We start from the raw sequence: 16,531 nt of genomic DNA, 5'->3' as shown, positions 1-16,531 counted from the left end.
CATGGCAAGACTGCTCGTAGTCGAGGACGATCCGTTCGTGCGCTCCGCCCTCATCCGGCAGCTGACCGAGGCCTCGCACACGGTGCGCAGCGTCGGGACCGCTCTGGAGGCGTTGCGCGAAGTGGCACAGGTCGGTTTCGACCTGGTCATCCTCGACTTGGGGCTGCCGGATCTCGACGGGGCGCAGGTCTTGAAGATGCTGCGCGGCATCACCGATGTGCCGGTCATCGTGGCCACCGCGCGGGACGACGAAGCGGAGATCATCCGGCTGCTGACCGACGGCGCCGACGACTACCTGGTCAAGCCGTTCTCCGTGGCGCATCTGACCGCGCGCATGGCCGCCGTGCTGCGCCGGGCGGGCAGGGGTGGTGCGGTGGGTGAGGCGGTGCCGTCCGGAACGCTGCGGGTCGGTGGCCTGTCGGTCGATCCGTTACGGCGGCTGGCGGAATTGGACGGCCGGGTACTGGACTTGACCCGGCGTGAGTTCGACCTGCTCGCCTACCTGGCCGGCCGCCCGGGGGTCGTCGTACCGCGCAAGGAGCTCCTCGCCGAGGTCTGGCAGCAGTCCTACGGCGACGATCAGACCATCGATGTGCACTTGTCGTGGTTGCGCCGGAAGCTGGGCGAGACCGCCGCCAGGCCGCGCTATCTGCACACCGTCCGTGGGGTCGGGGTGAAGTTGGAGCCCCCGGAGGGCCCCTCGATGCCTGCGGAGGCTCCCTTGGAGGAGGCGTGAGATGGGCGCTCGTCAGGGTTTCGCTGGCCGTCACGGTGATGGTGGTGCTGGCCTTCGCCGTTCCGCTCGGGCTGGTGGTCAAGGAGCTGGCCCGGGACCGTGCCTTCGCCGACGCGGAACGGCAGGCGGCCCAGATCCGCCCGGCCCTCGCCATCACCACCGACCGCGAGCAGTTGGAGCGGGCGGTCGCCAGCTCGCAGGCCGGTGGGGACGGGCGGCTGGCCGTCCACGTACCGGGCAATGACGGCACGCGGCAGGGGGCGGGCCCCGATGCGCGCGGTGCGCGCGGCCCGCACGAGGCGTACGACATCGGCCGGCGCCGGGCCGACCCGCGGGATGTGGAGACGGCTCGTCGTGGTCGCTCCGCCGTCACCTCCGTGCCCGGCGGTTACGCCCTGCTCCAGCCGACCGCCCTCAGCACCGGTGAGTTCGCGGTGGTCGAGGTGTATGTGCCGCACCGCGCGGTCGGCAACGGGGTCACCACGTCCTGGGTGATTCTCGCCGGTGTGGGCCTCGGGCTGATCGCCGGTTCCCTCGCCACCGCGGACCGTCTCGGGCTGCGCCTGGTGCGTCCGGCGGAGCGGCTCGCGCAGGCCGCCGCCGAGCTCGGGGAGGGGAAGCTGGGCGTACGTGTCCGCGAGGCCGGCCCGCCGGAACTGCGTGCCGCTGCCGTCGCGTTCAACTCCATGGCCGACAAGATCGTGCAGTTGCTCTCCCATGAGCGGGAGCTCGCCGCCGATCTGTCGCACCGGCTGCGTACCCCGCTCACCGTCCTTCGCCTCAACGCGGCGTCGCTCGGCGAAGGCCCCGCCGCCGAGCAGACGCGCGCCGCCGTCGCGCAGTTGGAACGGGAGGTCGACCAGCTGATCTGCGCCGCCCGTGAGCAAGGTGAACGCAAGGAGCGGCCCTCGCTCGGCTGTGACGCCTGCGAAGTGATCCGCGACCGGATGGATTTCTGGTCCGCGCTCGCCGAGGACCAGGGACGTGCGGTCCGCCTCGCGGGTGTCGATACGACCGTACGGGTCCCCGTCGCCCGTCCCGAGCTCGTCGCCGCGCTGGACGCGATGCTCGGCAACGTCTTCCGGCACACGCCCGAGGGCACCGCCTTCGCGGTGGATGTGCACCGCAGTGAGGACGCCGTGATCGTGCTCGTCTCCGACGCGGGCCCGGGCATCGCGGACCCGGACGCCGCGCTGCGTCGCGGCCATGGCGACGGCGGGCCCGGCTCCACGGGCCTCGGCCTGGACATCGTGCGCCGGGTCGCGGAGTCCACAGGTGGTGACGTACGGATCGGGCGGTCGGTGCTCGGCGGTACGGAAGTGCGTGTGTGGCTCTCGCTGGGCGGCGCGGGCAAGCCGCGACGTCGCGAACGGCGCCGCCGGATGCGGTCCCGGCGCCCTGGCCCGGACACCGGCCGCGACGCAGCGGGATGATCACGCGCCCGCCCCGGGGTCGGCGGGCGGGCGCACCGCGTCCCACCTTTAACCGCCACCCATGCGTTTCTTAAGCCCGCCATAAATAGCGGGGCCGGACTCACCAATCGACGATTGGTCCGATTCGTACTCGCTAGCGTGCTGCCGCGTCACCCCCCAACTCATGACAGGCAGGTACGCGATGGGTTCCTCCGCACATCGCCGACGAGTGAGCCGCAAGGCGAAGCTGGTCGGTATCGGCATCGCCGTGACGCTGGCGACGGGCGCCGCGTTCACGCTGACCGGTACGGCCAGCGCCGCGTCCGTCGGTGCGGCCTTCTCCCGGACCAACACCTGGGCAGGCGGCTACACCGGGCAGTTCGTGGTCACCAATGACACGGCCAAGGAGCTGCCGCACTGGACGTTGACGTTCGAGCTGCCTGAAGGCACGAAGATCACCTCACTGTGGAACGGCAAGCACACGGTCAGCGGCCGGAGCGTCACCGTCGAACCGGAGAGCTGGAACGGGACCATCGCCCCCGGCAAGTCCGTGACCGTCGGCTTCGTCGCGGCCGGGGAAGGTACGGCCGGTGGCCCGGTGAAGTGCCGGATCAACAACGGCAAGTGTTCGCCGGACGACTCCCCCGGCCCGCGGCCCACCACCGGGCCGACCTCCGGCACCACCTCCCGGCCGACGTCCAAGCCGTCGTCGAAGCCGTCGTCGAAGCCGTCGCAACCGCAGCCGACCGCGAGTTCACCGGCGCCGGGCGGCAAGAGCGCCGCCGCCTTCTCGCCGTACGTCGACACCCTCCTCCACCCCGCGTACGACCTCTTGGGCACGGCCAAGAAGACCGGTGTCAAGAACTTCAACCTCGCCTTCATCACCTCCGGCGGCGGTTGCACCCCCAAGTGGGGCGGCGTGAGCGACCTCGGCAGCAACCCCGTGGCCCAGCAGATCGGCCCACTGCGCCAGGCGGGCGGCAATGTGCGGGTCTCGTTCGGCGGCGCCGCCGGCTCCGAACTGGGCCTCGCCTGCTCCTCCGCCGGCGAGCTCGCCGCCGCGTACGGCAAGGTGGTGGACGCGTTCAAGCTCACCAAGGTCGACTTCGACGTGGAAGGGAGCGCACTGCCCGACACGGCCGCCAACACCCGGCGCGCCCAGGCCATCGCTCTGCTCCAGAAGAAGCACCCCGGACTCGATGTGTCCTTCACCCTGCCGGTGATGCCCACGGGCCTCACCCAGGACGGCGTCAACTTGGTGGAGAACGCCAAGAAGAACGGCGTGTCCATCTCCACGGTCAACATCATGGCGATGGATTACGGAGCGTCCTTCGACGGCGACATGGGGCAGTACGCCATCGACGCGGCCACCGCGACACAGGCACAGGTCAAGGGCGTGCTGGGGCTGAGCGACAAGGCAGCGTGGAAGGCGGTGGCGGTCACCCCGATGATCGGTGTCAACGACGTGGCCACCGAGATCTTCAAGGTCGACGACGCGGCTCAGCTGGTGGCGTTCGGCCGGTCCAAGGGGCTCGGCTGGCTGTCGATGTGGTCCGCCACGCGCGACAAGCAGTGCCCGGGCGGTGCACAGAACTCCGCTTCCGCCACCTGCAGTTCGATCCTGCAGGACGAGTTCGCCTTCACGAAGGCCTTGGCCGCCCTCCAGAGCTGACGCGCCCCTCTTTCCCCCCACCCTCCCCTCGCCTTCCCTCCATCCCCCCACACCGCCCCGCACGCACGGCACCCCCCACCTCGCGCCGGCGTGCGGGGCACCCTCACCCCACAAGGAGAACCCATGCGCATGTGTCACCAGGCCGTACGGATATCCCTGGTCGGTATCGCACCCCTCGCCCTCGTCGCGCTGACCGCCGGACCGGCCACGGCGCACGGCTCCATGACGGATCCCGTCAGCCGTGTGTCCGCCTGTTTCGCCGAGGGGCCGGAGCATCCGCGCTCGGCCGCCTGCAAGGCGATGGTCGCCGCCGGTGGCACCCAGCCGCTCTACGACTGGAACGAGGTCAACATCGGCGACGCCGCCGGGCGCCACCGCCAGATCATCCCGGACGGCAAGCTGTGCAGCGCGGGACGCGCCAAGTACAAGGGGCTGGACCTGCCGCGCGCCGACTGGCCGGGGTCGAAACTGGCTTCGGGAAAGCACACCTTCCGCTACCGGGCGACGGCTCCGCACCGCGGCACGTTCGAGCTGTACCTCACCAAGGCCGGTTACGACCCGAAGAAGCCGCTGAAGTGGGCGGACCTGGAAGCGAAGCCGTTCGCCAAGGTCACCGACCCCACGCTGAGGAACGGGAGCTACGTCTTCGACGGCACGGTTCCGAAGAGGTCCGGCCGCCACCTGGTCTACAGCGTCTGGCAGCGCTCCGACAGCCCCGAGGCCTTCTACACCTGCTCCGACGTGGACTTCGGCAAGAAGGCTCCGGCGACAGGGCAACAGACAAAGGCCCTGGCACCGGCCGCGTCCGCGCCCAGCGACGCACAGATCACCCAGGCGGCCGGAAAGTCGACGGTCGACCACGGCGGACACGGTGGTGACGGACCCGGCGACGGCGGCCACGGAGAGGGCAGCCTGCATGCCAAGAGCGGGCCCGCCGAAGGCGGCCACGGCGAGAAGGCACAGGCGGGGAACGGGCACGAGCCCCGCACCGCGGCGAAGGCGGCGAACGCCCCGTCCGCCCAAGGCGGGCGTCTCGCCGAGACCGGCGGCGACAGCCGTACGGCAGTGCTGGCCGTCGGCGGCGCCGGGATCGTGGCGGTCGGTGCCGCCACTGTGATGCTGGCCGCGCGACGACGCTCCGCGCGCAACCACGGCTGACACCGACGGTGTCCGGCCCGGTGCCGATCCAACGCCCCCGGAACCGAGGGCACCTGGCACCGGGCCGGCCGCCGACGGCTCAGCGGTAGTCGTCCTCGTTCAGCTCCACCACCCGGGCCTGCTCGGCCCGGTCACGCTCGTCGGCGGAGTCGGGATCACCATCGGCGAGAAACGCGTCGCACTGCCGAGTGAAGTAGGTGTGTTGTTCCGCTGAGTCGATCTCCGGCATCTCGATGGTGGCGGTGCCCTCGGCCTCGAAGGTGTCAGGGTCTGTCGGGTCTACGGGCACGGTCGCCTCCTGGCAGCTCGGCTGGGGGATCTCGCCAGAGTGCATGTCCCCCACAGCACCGGCCGCAGCAGCCCGAGTCGCCATTTCACCCGTGCGGAGGAGATCATCGGGTGGGAGGGCGAACAGCCCGCCCTGCCGCTTCGGACCACAGCCGCCTCCCCCTTGGAGAGCTGAGCAGCAGATGAGCAGCGATCCCACCGATGCGCCGACGCCGGCTCCCCCGTCGGCCACCGCCCGTAACGGGCCGGCTGTCTCCCGGGAGGAGTTCGACGCGCTCTTCGCGGCGGTCCGGACCTGGGGGCGCTGGGCGCCCGCCGATCGCGGGGCCTGGAACCGGGTGAGCGCGGACCATGTCCGGCGGGCCACCGCCCTGGTCCGGTCGGGGACCGTCGTGGCGTTGGCGCGTCCGTGGGACACCGCCCCGGGTCCGGACAACAGCAAGCCGGCGTTGCACTACCTGTCCGACCTCGGTGACGTCGAGCCTCCGGAGCCCTCCACGCACAAGGACTTCATCGGCACCGACTACCACGGCAAAGGCGTCAGTCATCTGGACGCGCTGTCCCACATCGCCTACCGCGGGCAGCTCTACGACGGCGGTACGGCTCGGGAGCTCGTCGGCGCCGGTGGGGCGCGCTTCGGTGATGTGTCGGCACTCGGTCCTCTGGTGACCAAGGGGGTGCTCCTCGACCTGCCGGCCGTTCTGGGGACCTCCTGGCTGGAGCCCGGACAGGCTGTGCGGGCCGCGGACGTCGCCGCCGCGGAGGAAGCGCTCGGCGTGGAGATCGGCGAGGGAGACGCGGTGCTGCTCCGGGTCGGTCGTTTCCGCCGCCGCCGGGAACTGGGCGCCTGGGACCTCGATGCGTCCAGTGCGGGCCTCCACGTGGAGGCGGTGCCCCTGCTGGCCGAGCGCGGTATCGCCCTGCTCGGCGGCGACGGGGACAGCGATGTGCGGCCCTCGCCGGTCGAGGGCCTGCATTCTCCGGTCCACGCGCTCGCCGTCGCCGCGATGGGGGTGCCGCTGCTGGACAACCTCGACCTCGAAACGCTCTCCGCCACCGCTGCCGGGACGGGGCGTTATGAGTTCCTTCTGGTGGTGGCCCCCTTGGACATCCCCGGCGGTACGGGCTCGCCCGTCAATCCGGTCGCGGTCTTCTGACATCGGGGCCCGTCGGACGTGCGGAGCCGTACAGCGTCCCCGGCGGCCCGTATCACGCAGCGTGCCCCCACGTCACTCCTCTGCGATCAGTGCTGTTGTGTCGGCAAAGTTCTAAAATGGAACAACCGTGCAGCCGCCCCGACGCATGGGTGGCCATAGTGGCACGTACCGATGAGGGAAGTGGTCCGGATGGGGCTCGTGGCCCAGGACATCGGCCCCGTTCTCGCCCGTGAGCAGTTCCTCGGCGGGGGGTCGGTGGAGGGGGCGGTGCGCAACCCGATCCTGAGTTCGTGGCAGCGTTCCCGGTCCCTGGGGCTCGCCCCGGACGGATGCGAGCTCCCCTTCGTCCAGGATCTCGATCTGGACGGCCGTCTCGTCCGCGCGGCCACGCCCGTGATGGACCGGCTGCGGGTCATGTTCGACGGCAGGAGCATGAACGTGGCCCTCGCCGACGAGCGCGGGGCCGTACTGCAGCGCCGTTTCGGCGAGCCCTCCATGGTCCGGCAGCTGGCCCCGATCCAGAGCGTGCCGGGCTTTGTCTTCGACGAGAAGTTCGGCGGGACCAACGGCATCGGGCTGGCGATCGCGGAGAGGCGTCTGATCAACATCTACGGCGCCGAGCACTTCGCCGAACGCTCGCAGACCAACGCGTGTTCGGCGATTCCCGTCCGGGACCTGCTCAGCGGCCGCATCGAGGGAGTCCTCTGCCTGGGCTATCCGCACACCGACGCGGATCCGGCGCTGGACATCGTGATCCGTAAGGCTGCCGGCGTCATCGAGCGCCGGCTGCTGGAGCAGAGTTCCGTGCGGGAGCGGGCCTTGCTGCAGGCGTACCTCGACGCCAAGGCCCTCGTACCGGCCGGCGACGCGAGCGGCAACGGGCAGCTGGACGAGCTGGCCGCGAGCGGGCTGGACTGGCGTGACCAGATGCTCCTCAAGGAGCAGGCCACCGAGCTGATCTCCTCGGCCCAGCGGGCCGCCGTCGAGGTGTCCCTGCCCGGCGGCAGGCGGGTCACCTTGCTGAGCCGCCCGGTGACCAGCGCCTCCGGGGTGGAGGGCATCGTCATCGAGGTGGTCCTCCCCTCGGGGCACGAACGCCTCACCATCTCCACCGAAGCCGAAGCCGAAGCCGAAGCCGAAGCCGAAGCACCGCCCGGCCTCCTGACGCGACAGGCAGGCCTCACCCCCACCGTCCCGTCGCTCGGTCCCCTTCCCGGCCCCGCGCCCGGCCGGGCCGCCACGGCGGCCCGCCCGCCGCGGACCGCCGACGCCGGGACCAGCGGACTGCTGCTGGTGGGCGAGCCGGGAGTGGGGCAGTACGCCGTGGCGGCCCGGCGCCGCCTGGAGCTGCTGTCCGAGGCCAGCACCCGCATCGGCACCACCCTGGACGTGAGCCGCACCGCCCGGGAACTCGCCGAGATGGCCGTCCCGCGCCTGGCCGACTACGTCACCATCGACCTTCCCGAGGCCGTGCTGCGCGGTGAGGAGCCGACGGACCCCCGCAAGGACCTCCACCGCACGGTGGTCCACGGCATCCGCGACGACTGCCCCTTCTATCCCGCCGGTGAGCGGGTCGACCTCCAGCCGGTCACACCCCAGCTGCGCTGCCTGACCAGCGGGGAGGCCGTGCTCGAACCCGATCTGAGGTCCGCCGCGGGCTGGATCGCCCAGGATCCCGTGCGCGCCCGGCGCCTCCTCGACCACGACGTCCACTCCCTGATCACCGTCCCCCTTCTCGCCCGCGGCATCGTCCTGGGCATAGCGAGCTTCTACCGCGCGCGGGACCCCGCCCCCTTCGGGGACGACGACCGGTCGCTGGCCCAGGAACTCGCCACCCGCGCGGCCATCTGCATCGACAACGCCCGCCGCTACACCCGCGAACACACCATGGTGCTCGCCCTGCAGCACAGCCTGCTGCCGCGGGGCTTCCCCGAGCAGAACGCCGTCGAGGTCGCGCACCGCTACATGCCGGCCGAGTCGGGAGTCGGCGGGGACTGGTTCGACGTCATCCCCCTCTCCGGCACCCGCGTCGCCCTCGTCGTCGGGGACGTCGTCGGCCACGGGCTGCACGCCGCCGCCACCATGGGCCGGCTGCGCACCGCCGCGCGCAACTTCGCCGAGCTGGACCTCGCCCCGGACGAAGTCCTCACCCACCTCGACAATCTCGTGGGGCGCCTGGACCGGGAGGAATGCGGCGAGGACCCCTCCTCCGGCAACATCGGCATCATCGGCGCCACCTGCCTGTACGCCATCTACGATCCCACCTCGCAGCTGTGCACCATGGCCCGGGCCGGGCATCCCCCGCCCGCCCTGGTCGGCCCGGACGGCGCCGTCACCTTCGCGGAGCTGCCCGCCGGCCCGCCCCTGGGGCTGGGCGGTCTCCCCTTCGAGACCGCCGAATTCCACCTCCCGGAAGGCAGCCAGCTGGTCCTCTACACCGACGGGCTCATCGAGGACCGCGACCGTGACTTCGATACGGCCCTGGAACAGCTGCGCCGGGCCCTGGCCCACCCGAACCGTTCGCCCGAGGAGACCTGCCGGGCCGTCGTCGAGGCCGTGGCACCCGCCCACCACGCCGATGACATCGCCCTGCTCGTCGCCCGCACCCACACCCTGGACCCGCACCGGATCGCCACCTGGGACCTGCCCTCCGACCCCGCCCTCGTCTCCTCCGTCCGCGGCTCCGTCACCCGCCGGCTGGCGGAATGGGGACTGGAGGAGGTCGCCTTCGCCACCGAACTGCTGCTCAGTGAGCTGGTCACCAATGCCATTCGGTACGGCTCCGACCCCATTCAGGTGCGCCTGCTCTACGACCGCACGCTGACCTGTGAGGTCTCCGACGCCAGCAGCACCGCCCCGCATCTGCGCCACGCGGCCACCACCGACGAGGGCGGCCGGGGGCTGTTCCTCGTCGCGCAGCTCTCCCAGTCCTGGGGCACCCGCTACACCGCCGAGGGCAAGGTCATCTGGGCCGAGTGCGCTCTGGAGGTGCCCGCGGCGAAGGCCGTTCCCGCTGAGGTGTTCTTCGACAACATCGACGACATTCCCGCGATCTGACGGCCCATCCGGCATCGAAGCCGGATGGGGTCGTAGCATGACGAAATGCGGTAGCCGATCCCGATAAGTCCTGGCGGGAAGAACCAAAGAGGCCGACTCCCGGAGGAGTCCGTGCACGACACTCCTGACATCAGTCCCCTCCCGGGCCGTACCCCGAAGCCTCTCGTCCGCATACGCGGTCTCAGCAAGCGGTTCGGTGGCACGCTCGCGCTGGACGCGGTCGACCTCGACATCGGTTCCGGCAGCGTCCTGGCCCTGCTCGGCGCCAACGGCGCCGGGAAGTCCACCCTCATCAAGGTGCTCGCGGGCGTCCACCATGCGGACGAGGGCGCGGTGACCGTCGCCGGGCATCCGCTCGGCACCGAGGCGGCCTCCCGCGCCATGTCCTTCATCCACCAGGACCTGGGACTGGTCGGCTGGATGACGGTCGCCGAGAACATCGCCCTGGGCACCGGATATCCCCGCCGGGCGGGGCTCGTGTCCTGGCGGCGGACCCGTCGGCAGTGCGCCGAGGCCCTGGGCACCGTCGCCGCGCACCTCGACCCGGACACCGTCGTCGCCGACCTCACGCGGGCCGAACGCTCCCTGGTGGCCATCGCCCGCGCGCTGTGCACACGAGCCGAGCTCATCGTTCTGGACGAGCCGACCGCCAGTCTCCCGGCGGCGGACTGCGACCGGCTCTTCGACGTCCTGCACACCCTGCGCGACCAAGGCCACGCCATCGTTTTCGTCACCCACCGGCTCGACGAGGTGTACAAGGTCGCGGACACCTTCGCCGTCCTGCGCGACGGCCGCATCGTCAGCCACGGGCCGCTCGCCGGCCACGGCCCCGCCCGGCTGGTGCACGACATCGTGGGCTACGAACCGGGCGGCCACCGGCTCGCCGCCCCCGCCGCGGGCCCCGCCGTGCTGAGCCTCGAGCACGTACGGACCGAGAGCACGGGGCCGGTCAGCCTGCGCCTGCGCGCCGGTGAGGTCCTCGGCATGGTGGGCCTGACGGGCGCCGGGCACATGGAACTGGGCCGCGCCCTAGCCGGCTCCCGGCCGATCGTCGGGGGGCGAGCCCTGCTGGAGGGCCGGCCGTACCGGCCGGGCACGGTCACCGCCGCCGTCGACGCCGGCATCGGCTTCGTGACCAGCGACCGTCAGGAAGAGGGCTGCGCCGCCGAACTGACCGTGCGCGAGAATTTCCTGGCCAACCCCGGGGCACGGGGCCGGGGGCTGCGGGGCAGGCACTGGATCAGCCCCGGCCGCGAGCGCGCCGAGGCCACCGCACTGATCGAACGGTTCGCGGTACGTCCCCGGGACAGCGAGGTCCCCATCGCCACCCTGTCCGGAGGAAACCAGCAGAAGGTCATGATCGGCCGGTGGCTCGGGCTGAGCCGACGACTGCTGATCCTGGAGGAGCCGACCGCCGGTGTGGACGTCGGCGCCAAGGCCGCGATCTACGGCCTGCTCCACCACGCGCTGGCCGGAGGTCTCGCCGTACTGCTCGTCTCCACCGACTTCGAGGAGGTCGCAGGCGTGTGCCATCGCGCCCTGGTGTTCGTCCGCGGGACCGTGACGGCGGAGCTGAGCGGTGACGCCCTCACCGTCGCCGCCCTGGCCGGCGCCGCCTCGCACATGGACGCCCTCACCGGGACGCCCGGACGGTGACCCCCGCACGCGCCCCCTCGCCCCGTCCCCCGCTGAGCCACCGGTTCGGACATCTCATCGGCGCCTACGGCCTCCTGGCACTCGGCGCCCTGCTGTTCCTGGTCTTCTCCCTCACGCTGCCGGACACCTTCCCCACGCTCGACAACGTCTCCGCCGTCCTGTCCAACCAGTCGATTCCCGCGGTCCTCGCGCTCGGCGCGACGATCCCCATCGCCACCGGCAAGTTCGACCTGTCCATCGGCTACGGTCTCGGTCTCGCGCACGTCATGACGATGCAGCTCATCGTCACCGAGGGGTGGCCCTGGCCCCTCGTCTGCCTGGTGGTGGTCCTCGGTGGGGCCGTCGTCGGCGCCGTCAACGGTGCCGTCGTCGAATTCGCGAGGATCGACTCCTTCATCGCCACCCTCGGCACCGGCAGCATCATGTACGCCTTCACCGGCTGGATCACCGAGGGCGCCCGGATCGTTCCCGGGCCGCACGGTCTGCCGGCCGCCTTCACCGCCCTCTACGACTCCAGGTTCCTCGGCCTGCCGGTAGCGGCCTTCTACGTCCTCGCCCTCACCGCCGTGCTGTGGCTGCTCCTGGAGCGGCTGCCCTTCGGCCGGTATCTGTACGTGATCGGGTCCAACCGTCGGGCGGCGGATCTGGTGGGCATCCCCTCGCGGCGGTACGTCGTCTGTGCCTTCGTCGGCTCGGGCCTGGTCGTCGGCGTAGCCGGTGTCCTGCTCGCCGCGCAGCAGCAGATCGGCAACCCCAGCGTCGGCATGGACTACCTGCTGCCCGCCTTCGTCGGCGCCCTGCTCGGCTCCACGGCCATCAGGCCCGGACGTGCCAACGCCCTGGGCACCCTCGTCGCCGTCACCGTCCTCGCCATCGGCCTGGCCGGCATCGGACAGCTCGGTGCCCAGTTCTGGGTCACCCCGCTGTTCAACGGCGTCACCCTGCTCATCGCCGTCGGCCTGGCCGGCTATGCCGCGCGCCGGCAGCTGCGCCGGCGACGGACGGAACCCTCCCGGGCACCCCATGCCCCGCCCGGAGCCGCCTCGTGACTCCGGCTGCCCGCTCCCCCGACGTCCCCTCCGCGAGGAGTGCCCGTGCGCGTGCATACGAACCGCAAGTCCGCCCCGGGGGGCGCGGTCGTCCTGGCAGCGGCGGCCGTCGTCCTCGTCGGTTGTGAGCGCGGTGCATGGACCGGTGCCGCGCCCCTCTCCTCGGGGCCTGCCAAGGCAGGCTGCCCTGCCGCCCTGGCCCAGGCCGAAGCGGCCGTCCGGCAGGCCGAGAAGACCGACGCCGCGTGGAGCGGCCCCACCCGGGGCCCCAGGGCGGTCTCCGGCAAGAACATCGTCTACGTCGCGCAGACCATGACCAACCCCGGTGTCGCCGGCACCGCAAACGGTGTCCGGGAGGCCGCGAGAGCCATCGGCTGGAGCATCCGGGTGATCGACGGCCAGGGCACCCCCGCGGGGATCCAAGCGGCGTTCAGCCAGGCCATCGCCCTCCGGCCGTCAGGCATCGTCATCGGTGGCTTCGACCCCCGGCTGACGTCCCAGCAGGTCGCGAGGGCCACCGCGGAGCACATTCCGCTCATCGGGTGGCACGCGGTCGACTCCCCCGGCCCGAGCAAGGATCCCGCACTCTTCAGCAATGTCACCACCAGGGTCGAGGACGTCGCGAGGATCAGCGCCGACTGGATCATCACCCACTCCCACGGCGACGCCGGCGTCGTCGTCTTCACCGACGCCTCGATCCCGTTCGCCAGGAACAAGTCCGAGCTGATCAAGGAGGGCCTCACCGTGTGCTCCGGCGTGAGAGTCCTGGCCGAGGAGAACATCCCCCTCTCCGACACCAGCAGCCGGACTCCCCTGGAGGTGTCCTCGCTGCTCTCCCGCTTCGGGGAGAGGTGGACCCACTCCGTCGCCATCAACGACGTCTACTTCGCCGACGCCGCCCCGGCCCTGCGCGCGGCCCGCAAGAAGGGCGCCGCGGCCCCCTACAACATCGGCGCGGGCGACGGCGACCCCTCCGCCTTCCAACGCATCAACAGCGAGCAGTTCCAGGCGGCCACCGTCCCCGAGGCGCTTTCCGAACAGGGCTGGCAGATCGTCGACGAGTTCAACCGCGCCTTCTCCGGCGAGCCCGCCAGCGGGTACGTCGCCCCCGTACACATCGCCACGGCCGCCAACAGTGGCGGAGCCACTGCCTGGGATCCGCCCGGCTACCGCGCGGCGTACCGGAAGATCTGGGGCAGACCGAGCTGTTGCTGACGATGCCGCCCCGGCACGGTCTCGGCGGGCCGCTCGTCGTCAATCCGCCAAACCGCTTTCGCCACGGGCTGGTTGTTGTAGATCATGTGGGTGATATCGGTGGCGGCGGGGCCGAGTGTACGGGTTCCGCACAAGGCCACGCGTTCTGTGCCGAAGGAGAGCAATCCGGTGAAGCACGCTTCGGGAAGTCTCACGCGAGTCCGGCTGTCAGGGGTCCTGGCCGGCTCCCTCGCCCTGGTGGCGGTGTCCCTGTCCCCCTCGCCGGCGCTGGCTGCCGGCAGCGCCGGGACCGGCCCCGTAGAGCCCGGCGTTCCCTACTACCTGGTGGCCACGAAGCTCGACCGTGGGCTCACTGCGGAGGCGGACTCAGTGCGCTACACGGATCGCGCGGGAGACCGCGGAATACCCGTCGTCTTCGAGAAGGACAGCAACTCCACATGGGGTGACGGGTATCAGATCAGACTGCAGGGCCAAGGCAGTACGTCCATGCTGTGTCACTCCTACCACCGCCGGATCGTCCTGATGGACAGCTGCCGGCAGAATCCTTGGATGCTGGTGTCCACCGGGGACTCGTTCCGTATCAAGACACGGTGGGACGGCTCCTACCTGTACTTCGCGGCATCCCGCGCCTTCCCCGGCGACAAGACGCTCTACTGGAAGGACCAGTACGGCGAGGGCAACCTCGACGCCGTGGAATTCCGGGCGGTCAAGGCAGTCAAGGCACGGTAGGGCACCGAGTTCCGTGGTCGCCCGGCCGCCAGGGCCGGGCGGCGAGGTCACCAGGCGACCGGCAGCGTCTCCGGTCCCCGGATCAGGGCGGCGCGCTGCCACGCGATCTCCTTCGCGGGCACGGCGAGCCGCAGGTCCGGGAACCGGGTGAGCAGGCCGGAGAGCATGATCTCGGACTCCAGTCGGGCGAGCATCGAGGCCAGGCAGAAATGGGGCCCGTGCCCGAAGGAGAGGTGGGGGACGCGCGGCCGGTCGATGTCGAGCTCGTCCGGGCGCTCGAAGACGGACGGGTCGCGGTTGGCGGTGAGGTAGGAGGCGTACACCACCTCGCCCGCGGCGATGACGGTGCCACCGACCTCCACGTCCTCGGTGGCGATGCGGCCGATGCCCACGCCACGGCGGTGCGGGACCCAGCGCAGGAGCTCCTCGAGAGCCTGCGGCAGGACCGCCGGCTCGGCCCGCAGCCTGGCCGCCAGGCCGGGCTCGGTGAGCAGGGCGTAGACCATGTTGGCGCTGTTGTTGCGGACGGCGTGGGTGGCGCTGATCTGGATCAGCACGGCCAGGGCGATGGCCTCCGCCTCGCTGAGTTCGCCGCTCGCCACCGCCGCGGCCAGGTCGCCGGCCAGGTCTTCTCGCGGTTCGGCGCGCCGGCGCCGAAGGAGCGCGGCGAAGTACTCGCGGATTTCGGCCTTGGCCGCCTCGCTCTGCTCCCGTGTGAACGCCGCCGTCAGGAGCATGCCCGTCCAGTGCGCCATGCGGGGCCGGTCGGAGGGGGGCACGCCCATCACCTTGCTGATCACCGTCAACGGCAGGGGGCCGTTGAGCTGCTGCATCAGGTCCGCCGGGCTGCCGTGCCGCTCCATGTCGTCGAGCAGTTCGTCGGCCGTCCGCTGCACGAAGGGCCGGAGCCGCTCCATACTGCGGGTGGAGAAGGCCCGGGCGACGGCTTTGCGCAGCTGGGCGTGGCGGGGCGGATCGGCGAAGCCGACGGCCTCGTCCTGAGGGATGGTGTGCGGGGACAGCCTGGTGACGGACCGGCCGATCAGTGCCTGCCGGCTGAAGCGGGCGTCGGAGGTCACGAGTTTGACGTCCTCGTAGCGGGTGACGAGCCAGGCGTGGCCCTCACCGTAGGGCAGCCTGATCCGGGTGATCGGCTCGTGGTGCAGCAAGTGGGTCATGAACGGGTCGAAGTCCAGGGCCGGCAGGTCGTCGACTGCCCAGTCGTGGGCGGGGAGCGGTCCTGTCGTGGAATCGTTCGTCGTCATCGGCGCGCCCCCATCGTCCTTCGGCTGTCACCCCGGCCTGCACCCCGCCGTCGTGAGGCTGAACTGATGATTCCCGTAGACCGTTAACCGCATCCGCAGTGTCACCCGTACGAGGGACGTTCCCTTTTCCTGTTGTTCCTATCAGTCGGTTCGGTCAGTCAGTCCGGCTCTCAGAACGCGGAGTTGGTGAACCAGCGCGTCAGCAGGTCCTCGTTCCCCCGCACGTCGAAGGCGTCCGAGCCACGGTCGAGCCGGCCGTACACGAGCAGCAGCAGATCCGCGGCAGCCGCGTGAATCTCCACGTCGGCCGACGTGGTCGTCTCCGTGTGCCCGCGCTTCGGCTCGACGTCGAATCCGTCGGGGCGGAGGTGGACCAGCCAGTCGCCGCTCGTGTCGGCGCATCGGAAGCGAAGGGTTTCGCCATGGCCCCGCAGGTTGTCCACTGCGGGGGCGAAGAACGCGGCGAAGGGCAGATTGACGAGGAATTCGTCCACACCGTCGGTCGCGAGGTCACGGTCGACCACGGGATGGAGGCCGAGAGCGAGTTCCGCGTCGACGCGGTGCATCAGCGTCTCGAACAGCATCCGCCGTACCCAGAACCGGGCATGCTGATCGGCGCCCCATGCCCACATCGGGGCGTCCGGGTCGACGGTCGCGAAGGTGCTCGCGGCCTCGGCCGCGCTCGCCGCCAGCCAGTCGGCGTAGCCGTCCTCCCGCGCGGGCAGTCGCAGTTCCACATCGCGGCTCCGCGGCGGTTCCTGAACGCGTTGGCGCAGGAGGGCCGAGAACCAGCGTTGGACACTGCCGGTGTGCTTGACGAGGTCGAGGAGCGTCCACCCCGGGCAGCTGGGGACAGGGGTCGCCGGGCTCGCGCCCTTGACCACGTCCACGAACCCGGCGGTCTCCGTCGCGATCGCCTCGCGGTGGGTGGCGGGGGCAGATCCCCAGCCCGAATGATCCGGCGTCTTCACTGCGTTCGATGTCCTGACCTTTTCCGGCCCGGCGACCTGACCGCCGGGCGTCCTGGCGCAGCCTTTCACAGCACCTCCCCCGGAATGCGGGCGCCTCCCCTCCCGCACCGTGCGTCGGCATCTCCGCCGGCTCGGGGCGACACCTTTCCCGAACGGGTGATTCACC

At 71.2% G+C, this 16,531-nt stretch carries 13 protein-coding genes; 10 read left to right on the top strand and 3 right to left on the bottom strand.

What is annotated here, in order from left to right:
• Position 1: 1 nt before the first annotated feature.
• From JO379_RS32525 to JO379_RS32510, 4 genes are all read left to right on the top strand, one after another.
• Positions 2 to 736: a response regulator transcription factor gene (locus JO379_RS32525; protein WP_207304008.1), complete on the top strand. Its 735-nt coding sequence runs from the start codon at positions 2 to 4 to the stop codon at positions 734 to 736.
• Complete coding sequence (locus JO379_RS32520) at positions 733 to 2,169, top strand: sensor histidine kinase (protein WP_130880594.1); 1,437 nt, start codon at positions 733 to 735, stop codon at positions 2,167 to 2,169. Before JO379_RS32525 ends, JO379_RS32520 begins: the two co-directional genes overlap by 4 nt.
• A gap of 181 nt (positions 2,170 to 2,350) precedes the next feature.
• Positions 2,351 to 3,820: a glycoside hydrolase family 18 protein gene (locus JO379_RS32515; protein ID WP_209519023.1), complete on the top strand. Its 1,470-nt coding sequence runs from the start codon at positions 2,351 to 2,353 to the stop codon at positions 3,818 to 3,820.
• Between the two features lie 123 nt (positions 3,821 to 3,943).
• A complete protein-coding gene (locus tag JO379_RS32510; RefSeq protein ID WP_209518333.1) occupies positions 3,944 to 4,978 on the top strand; it encodes a lytic polysaccharide monooxygenase in 1,035 nt (344 codons plus the stop codon).
• 79 nt (positions 4,979 to 5,057) lie between these two features.
• On the opposite strand, the gene JO379_RS32505 is transcribed toward JO379_RS32510, so the two are convergent.
• On the bottom strand, positions 5,058 to 5,267 hold the full coding sequence (locus tag JO379_RS32505) for a hypothetical protein (protein ID WP_130880592.1): 210 nt from the start codon (positions 5,265 to 5,267) through the stop codon (positions 5,058 to 5,060).
• A 181-nt stretch (positions 5,268 to 5,448) separates the two neighbouring features.
• On the opposite strand from JO379_RS32505, the gene JO379_RS32500 reads away from it, so the two are divergent.
• The 6 genes from JO379_RS32500 to JO379_RS32475 all read left to right on the top strand — a co-directional run bounded on the left by JO379_RS32500 (position 5,449) and on the right by JO379_RS32475 (position 14,129).
• Positions 5,449 to 6,423 carry a cyclase family protein gene (locus JO379_RS32500; protein ID WP_209518332.1) on the top strand — a complete coding sequence of 325 codons (975 nt, stop codon included), beginning with the start codon at positions 5,449 to 5,451 and terminating at the stop codon, positions 6,421 to 6,423.
• Positions 6,424 to 6,612: 189 nt separating this feature from the next.
• Positions 6,613 to 9,480: a SpoIIE family protein phosphatase gene (locus JO379_RS32495; RefSeq protein ID WP_209518330.1), complete on the top strand. Its 2,868-nt coding sequence runs from the start codon at positions 6,613 to 6,615 to the stop codon at positions 9,478 to 9,480.
• Between the two features lie 111 nt (positions 9,481 to 9,591).
• Positions 9,592 to 11,136 carry a sugar ABC transporter ATP-binding protein gene (locus JO379_RS32490; RefSeq protein WP_130880589.1) on the top strand — a complete coding sequence of 515 codons (1,545 nt, stop codon included), beginning with the start codon at positions 9,592 to 9,594 and terminating at the stop codon, positions 11,134 to 11,136.
• Positions 11,133 to 12,185, top strand: a complete 1,053-nt coding sequence (locus JO379_RS32485) for an ABC transporter permease (protein WP_209518329.1) — start codon at positions 11,133 to 11,135, stop codon at positions 12,183 to 12,185. The genes JO379_RS32490 and JO379_RS32485 overlap by 4 nt, the downstream gene beginning before the upstream one ends.
• 51 nt (positions 12,186 to 12,236) lie before the next feature.
• On the top strand, positions 12,237 to 13,400 hold the full coding sequence (locus JO379_RS32480) for a substrate-binding domain-containing protein (protein WP_307842230.1): 1,164 nt from the start codon (positions 12,237 to 12,239) through the stop codon (positions 13,398 to 13,400).
• A 168-nt stretch (positions 13,401 to 13,568) separates the two neighbouring features.
• On the top strand, positions 13,569 to 14,129 hold the full coding sequence (locus JO379_RS32475) for a hypothetical protein (RefSeq protein WP_209518327.1): 561 nt from the start codon (positions 13,569 to 13,571) through the stop codon (positions 14,127 to 14,129).
• 47 nt (positions 14,130 to 14,176) lie between these two features.
• On the opposite strand, the gene JO379_RS32470 is transcribed toward JO379_RS32475, so the two are convergent.
• The gene (locus tag JO379_RS32470; protein WP_130880586.1) at positions 14,177 to 15,394 is read right to left on the bottom strand and encodes a cytochrome P450; all 1,218 of its coding nucleotides are present in this window, start codon (positions 15,392 to 15,394) and stop codon (positions 14,177 to 14,179) included.
• Positions 15,395 to 15,564: 170 nt separating this feature from the next.
• Positions 15,565 to 16,365: a maleylpyruvate isomerase family mycothiol-dependent enzyme gene (locus JO379_RS32465; RefSeq protein WP_209518325.1), complete on the bottom strand. Its 801-nt coding sequence runs from the start codon at positions 16,363 to 16,365 to the stop codon at positions 15,565 to 15,567.
• Between the last annotated feature and the right edge of the window lie 166 nt (positions 16,366 to 16,531).

This window comes from Streptomyces syringium (genome assembly GCF_017876625.1).
In the GTDB taxonomy this organism is placed as follows: Bacteria; Actinomycetota; Actinomycetes; order Streptomycetales; family Streptomycetaceae; genus Streptomyces; species Streptomyces syringius.
The sequence above is the reverse complement of the archived record's forward strand: the minus strand, read 5'-3'. Positions and strand labels throughout refer to the sequence as shown.

Coding starts and splice junctions, on each gene's coding strand:
- JO379_RS32525 (WP_207304008.1), top strand. CDS start 2: ATGGCAAGACTGCTCGTAGTCGAGGACGATCCGTTCGTGCGCTCCGCC.
- JO379_RS32515 (WP_209519023.1), top strand. CDS start 2,351: ATGGGTTCCTCCGCACATCGCCGACGAGTGAGCCGCAAGGCGAAGCTG.
- JO379_RS32510 (WP_209518333.1), top strand. CDS start 3,944: ATGCGCATGTGTCACCAGGCCGTACGGATATCCCTGGTCGGTATCGCA.
- JO379_RS32500 (WP_209518332.1), top strand. CDS start 5,449: ATGAGCAGCGATCCCACCGATGCGCCGACGCCGGCTCCCCCGTCGGCC.
- JO379_RS32495 (WP_209518330.1), top strand. CDS start 6,613: ATGGGGCTCGTGGCCCAGGACATCGGCCCCGTTCTCGCCCGTGAGCAG.
- JO379_RS32470 (WP_130880586.1), bottom strand. CDS start 15,394: ATGACGACGAACGATTCCACGACAGGACCGCTCCCCGCCCACGACTGG.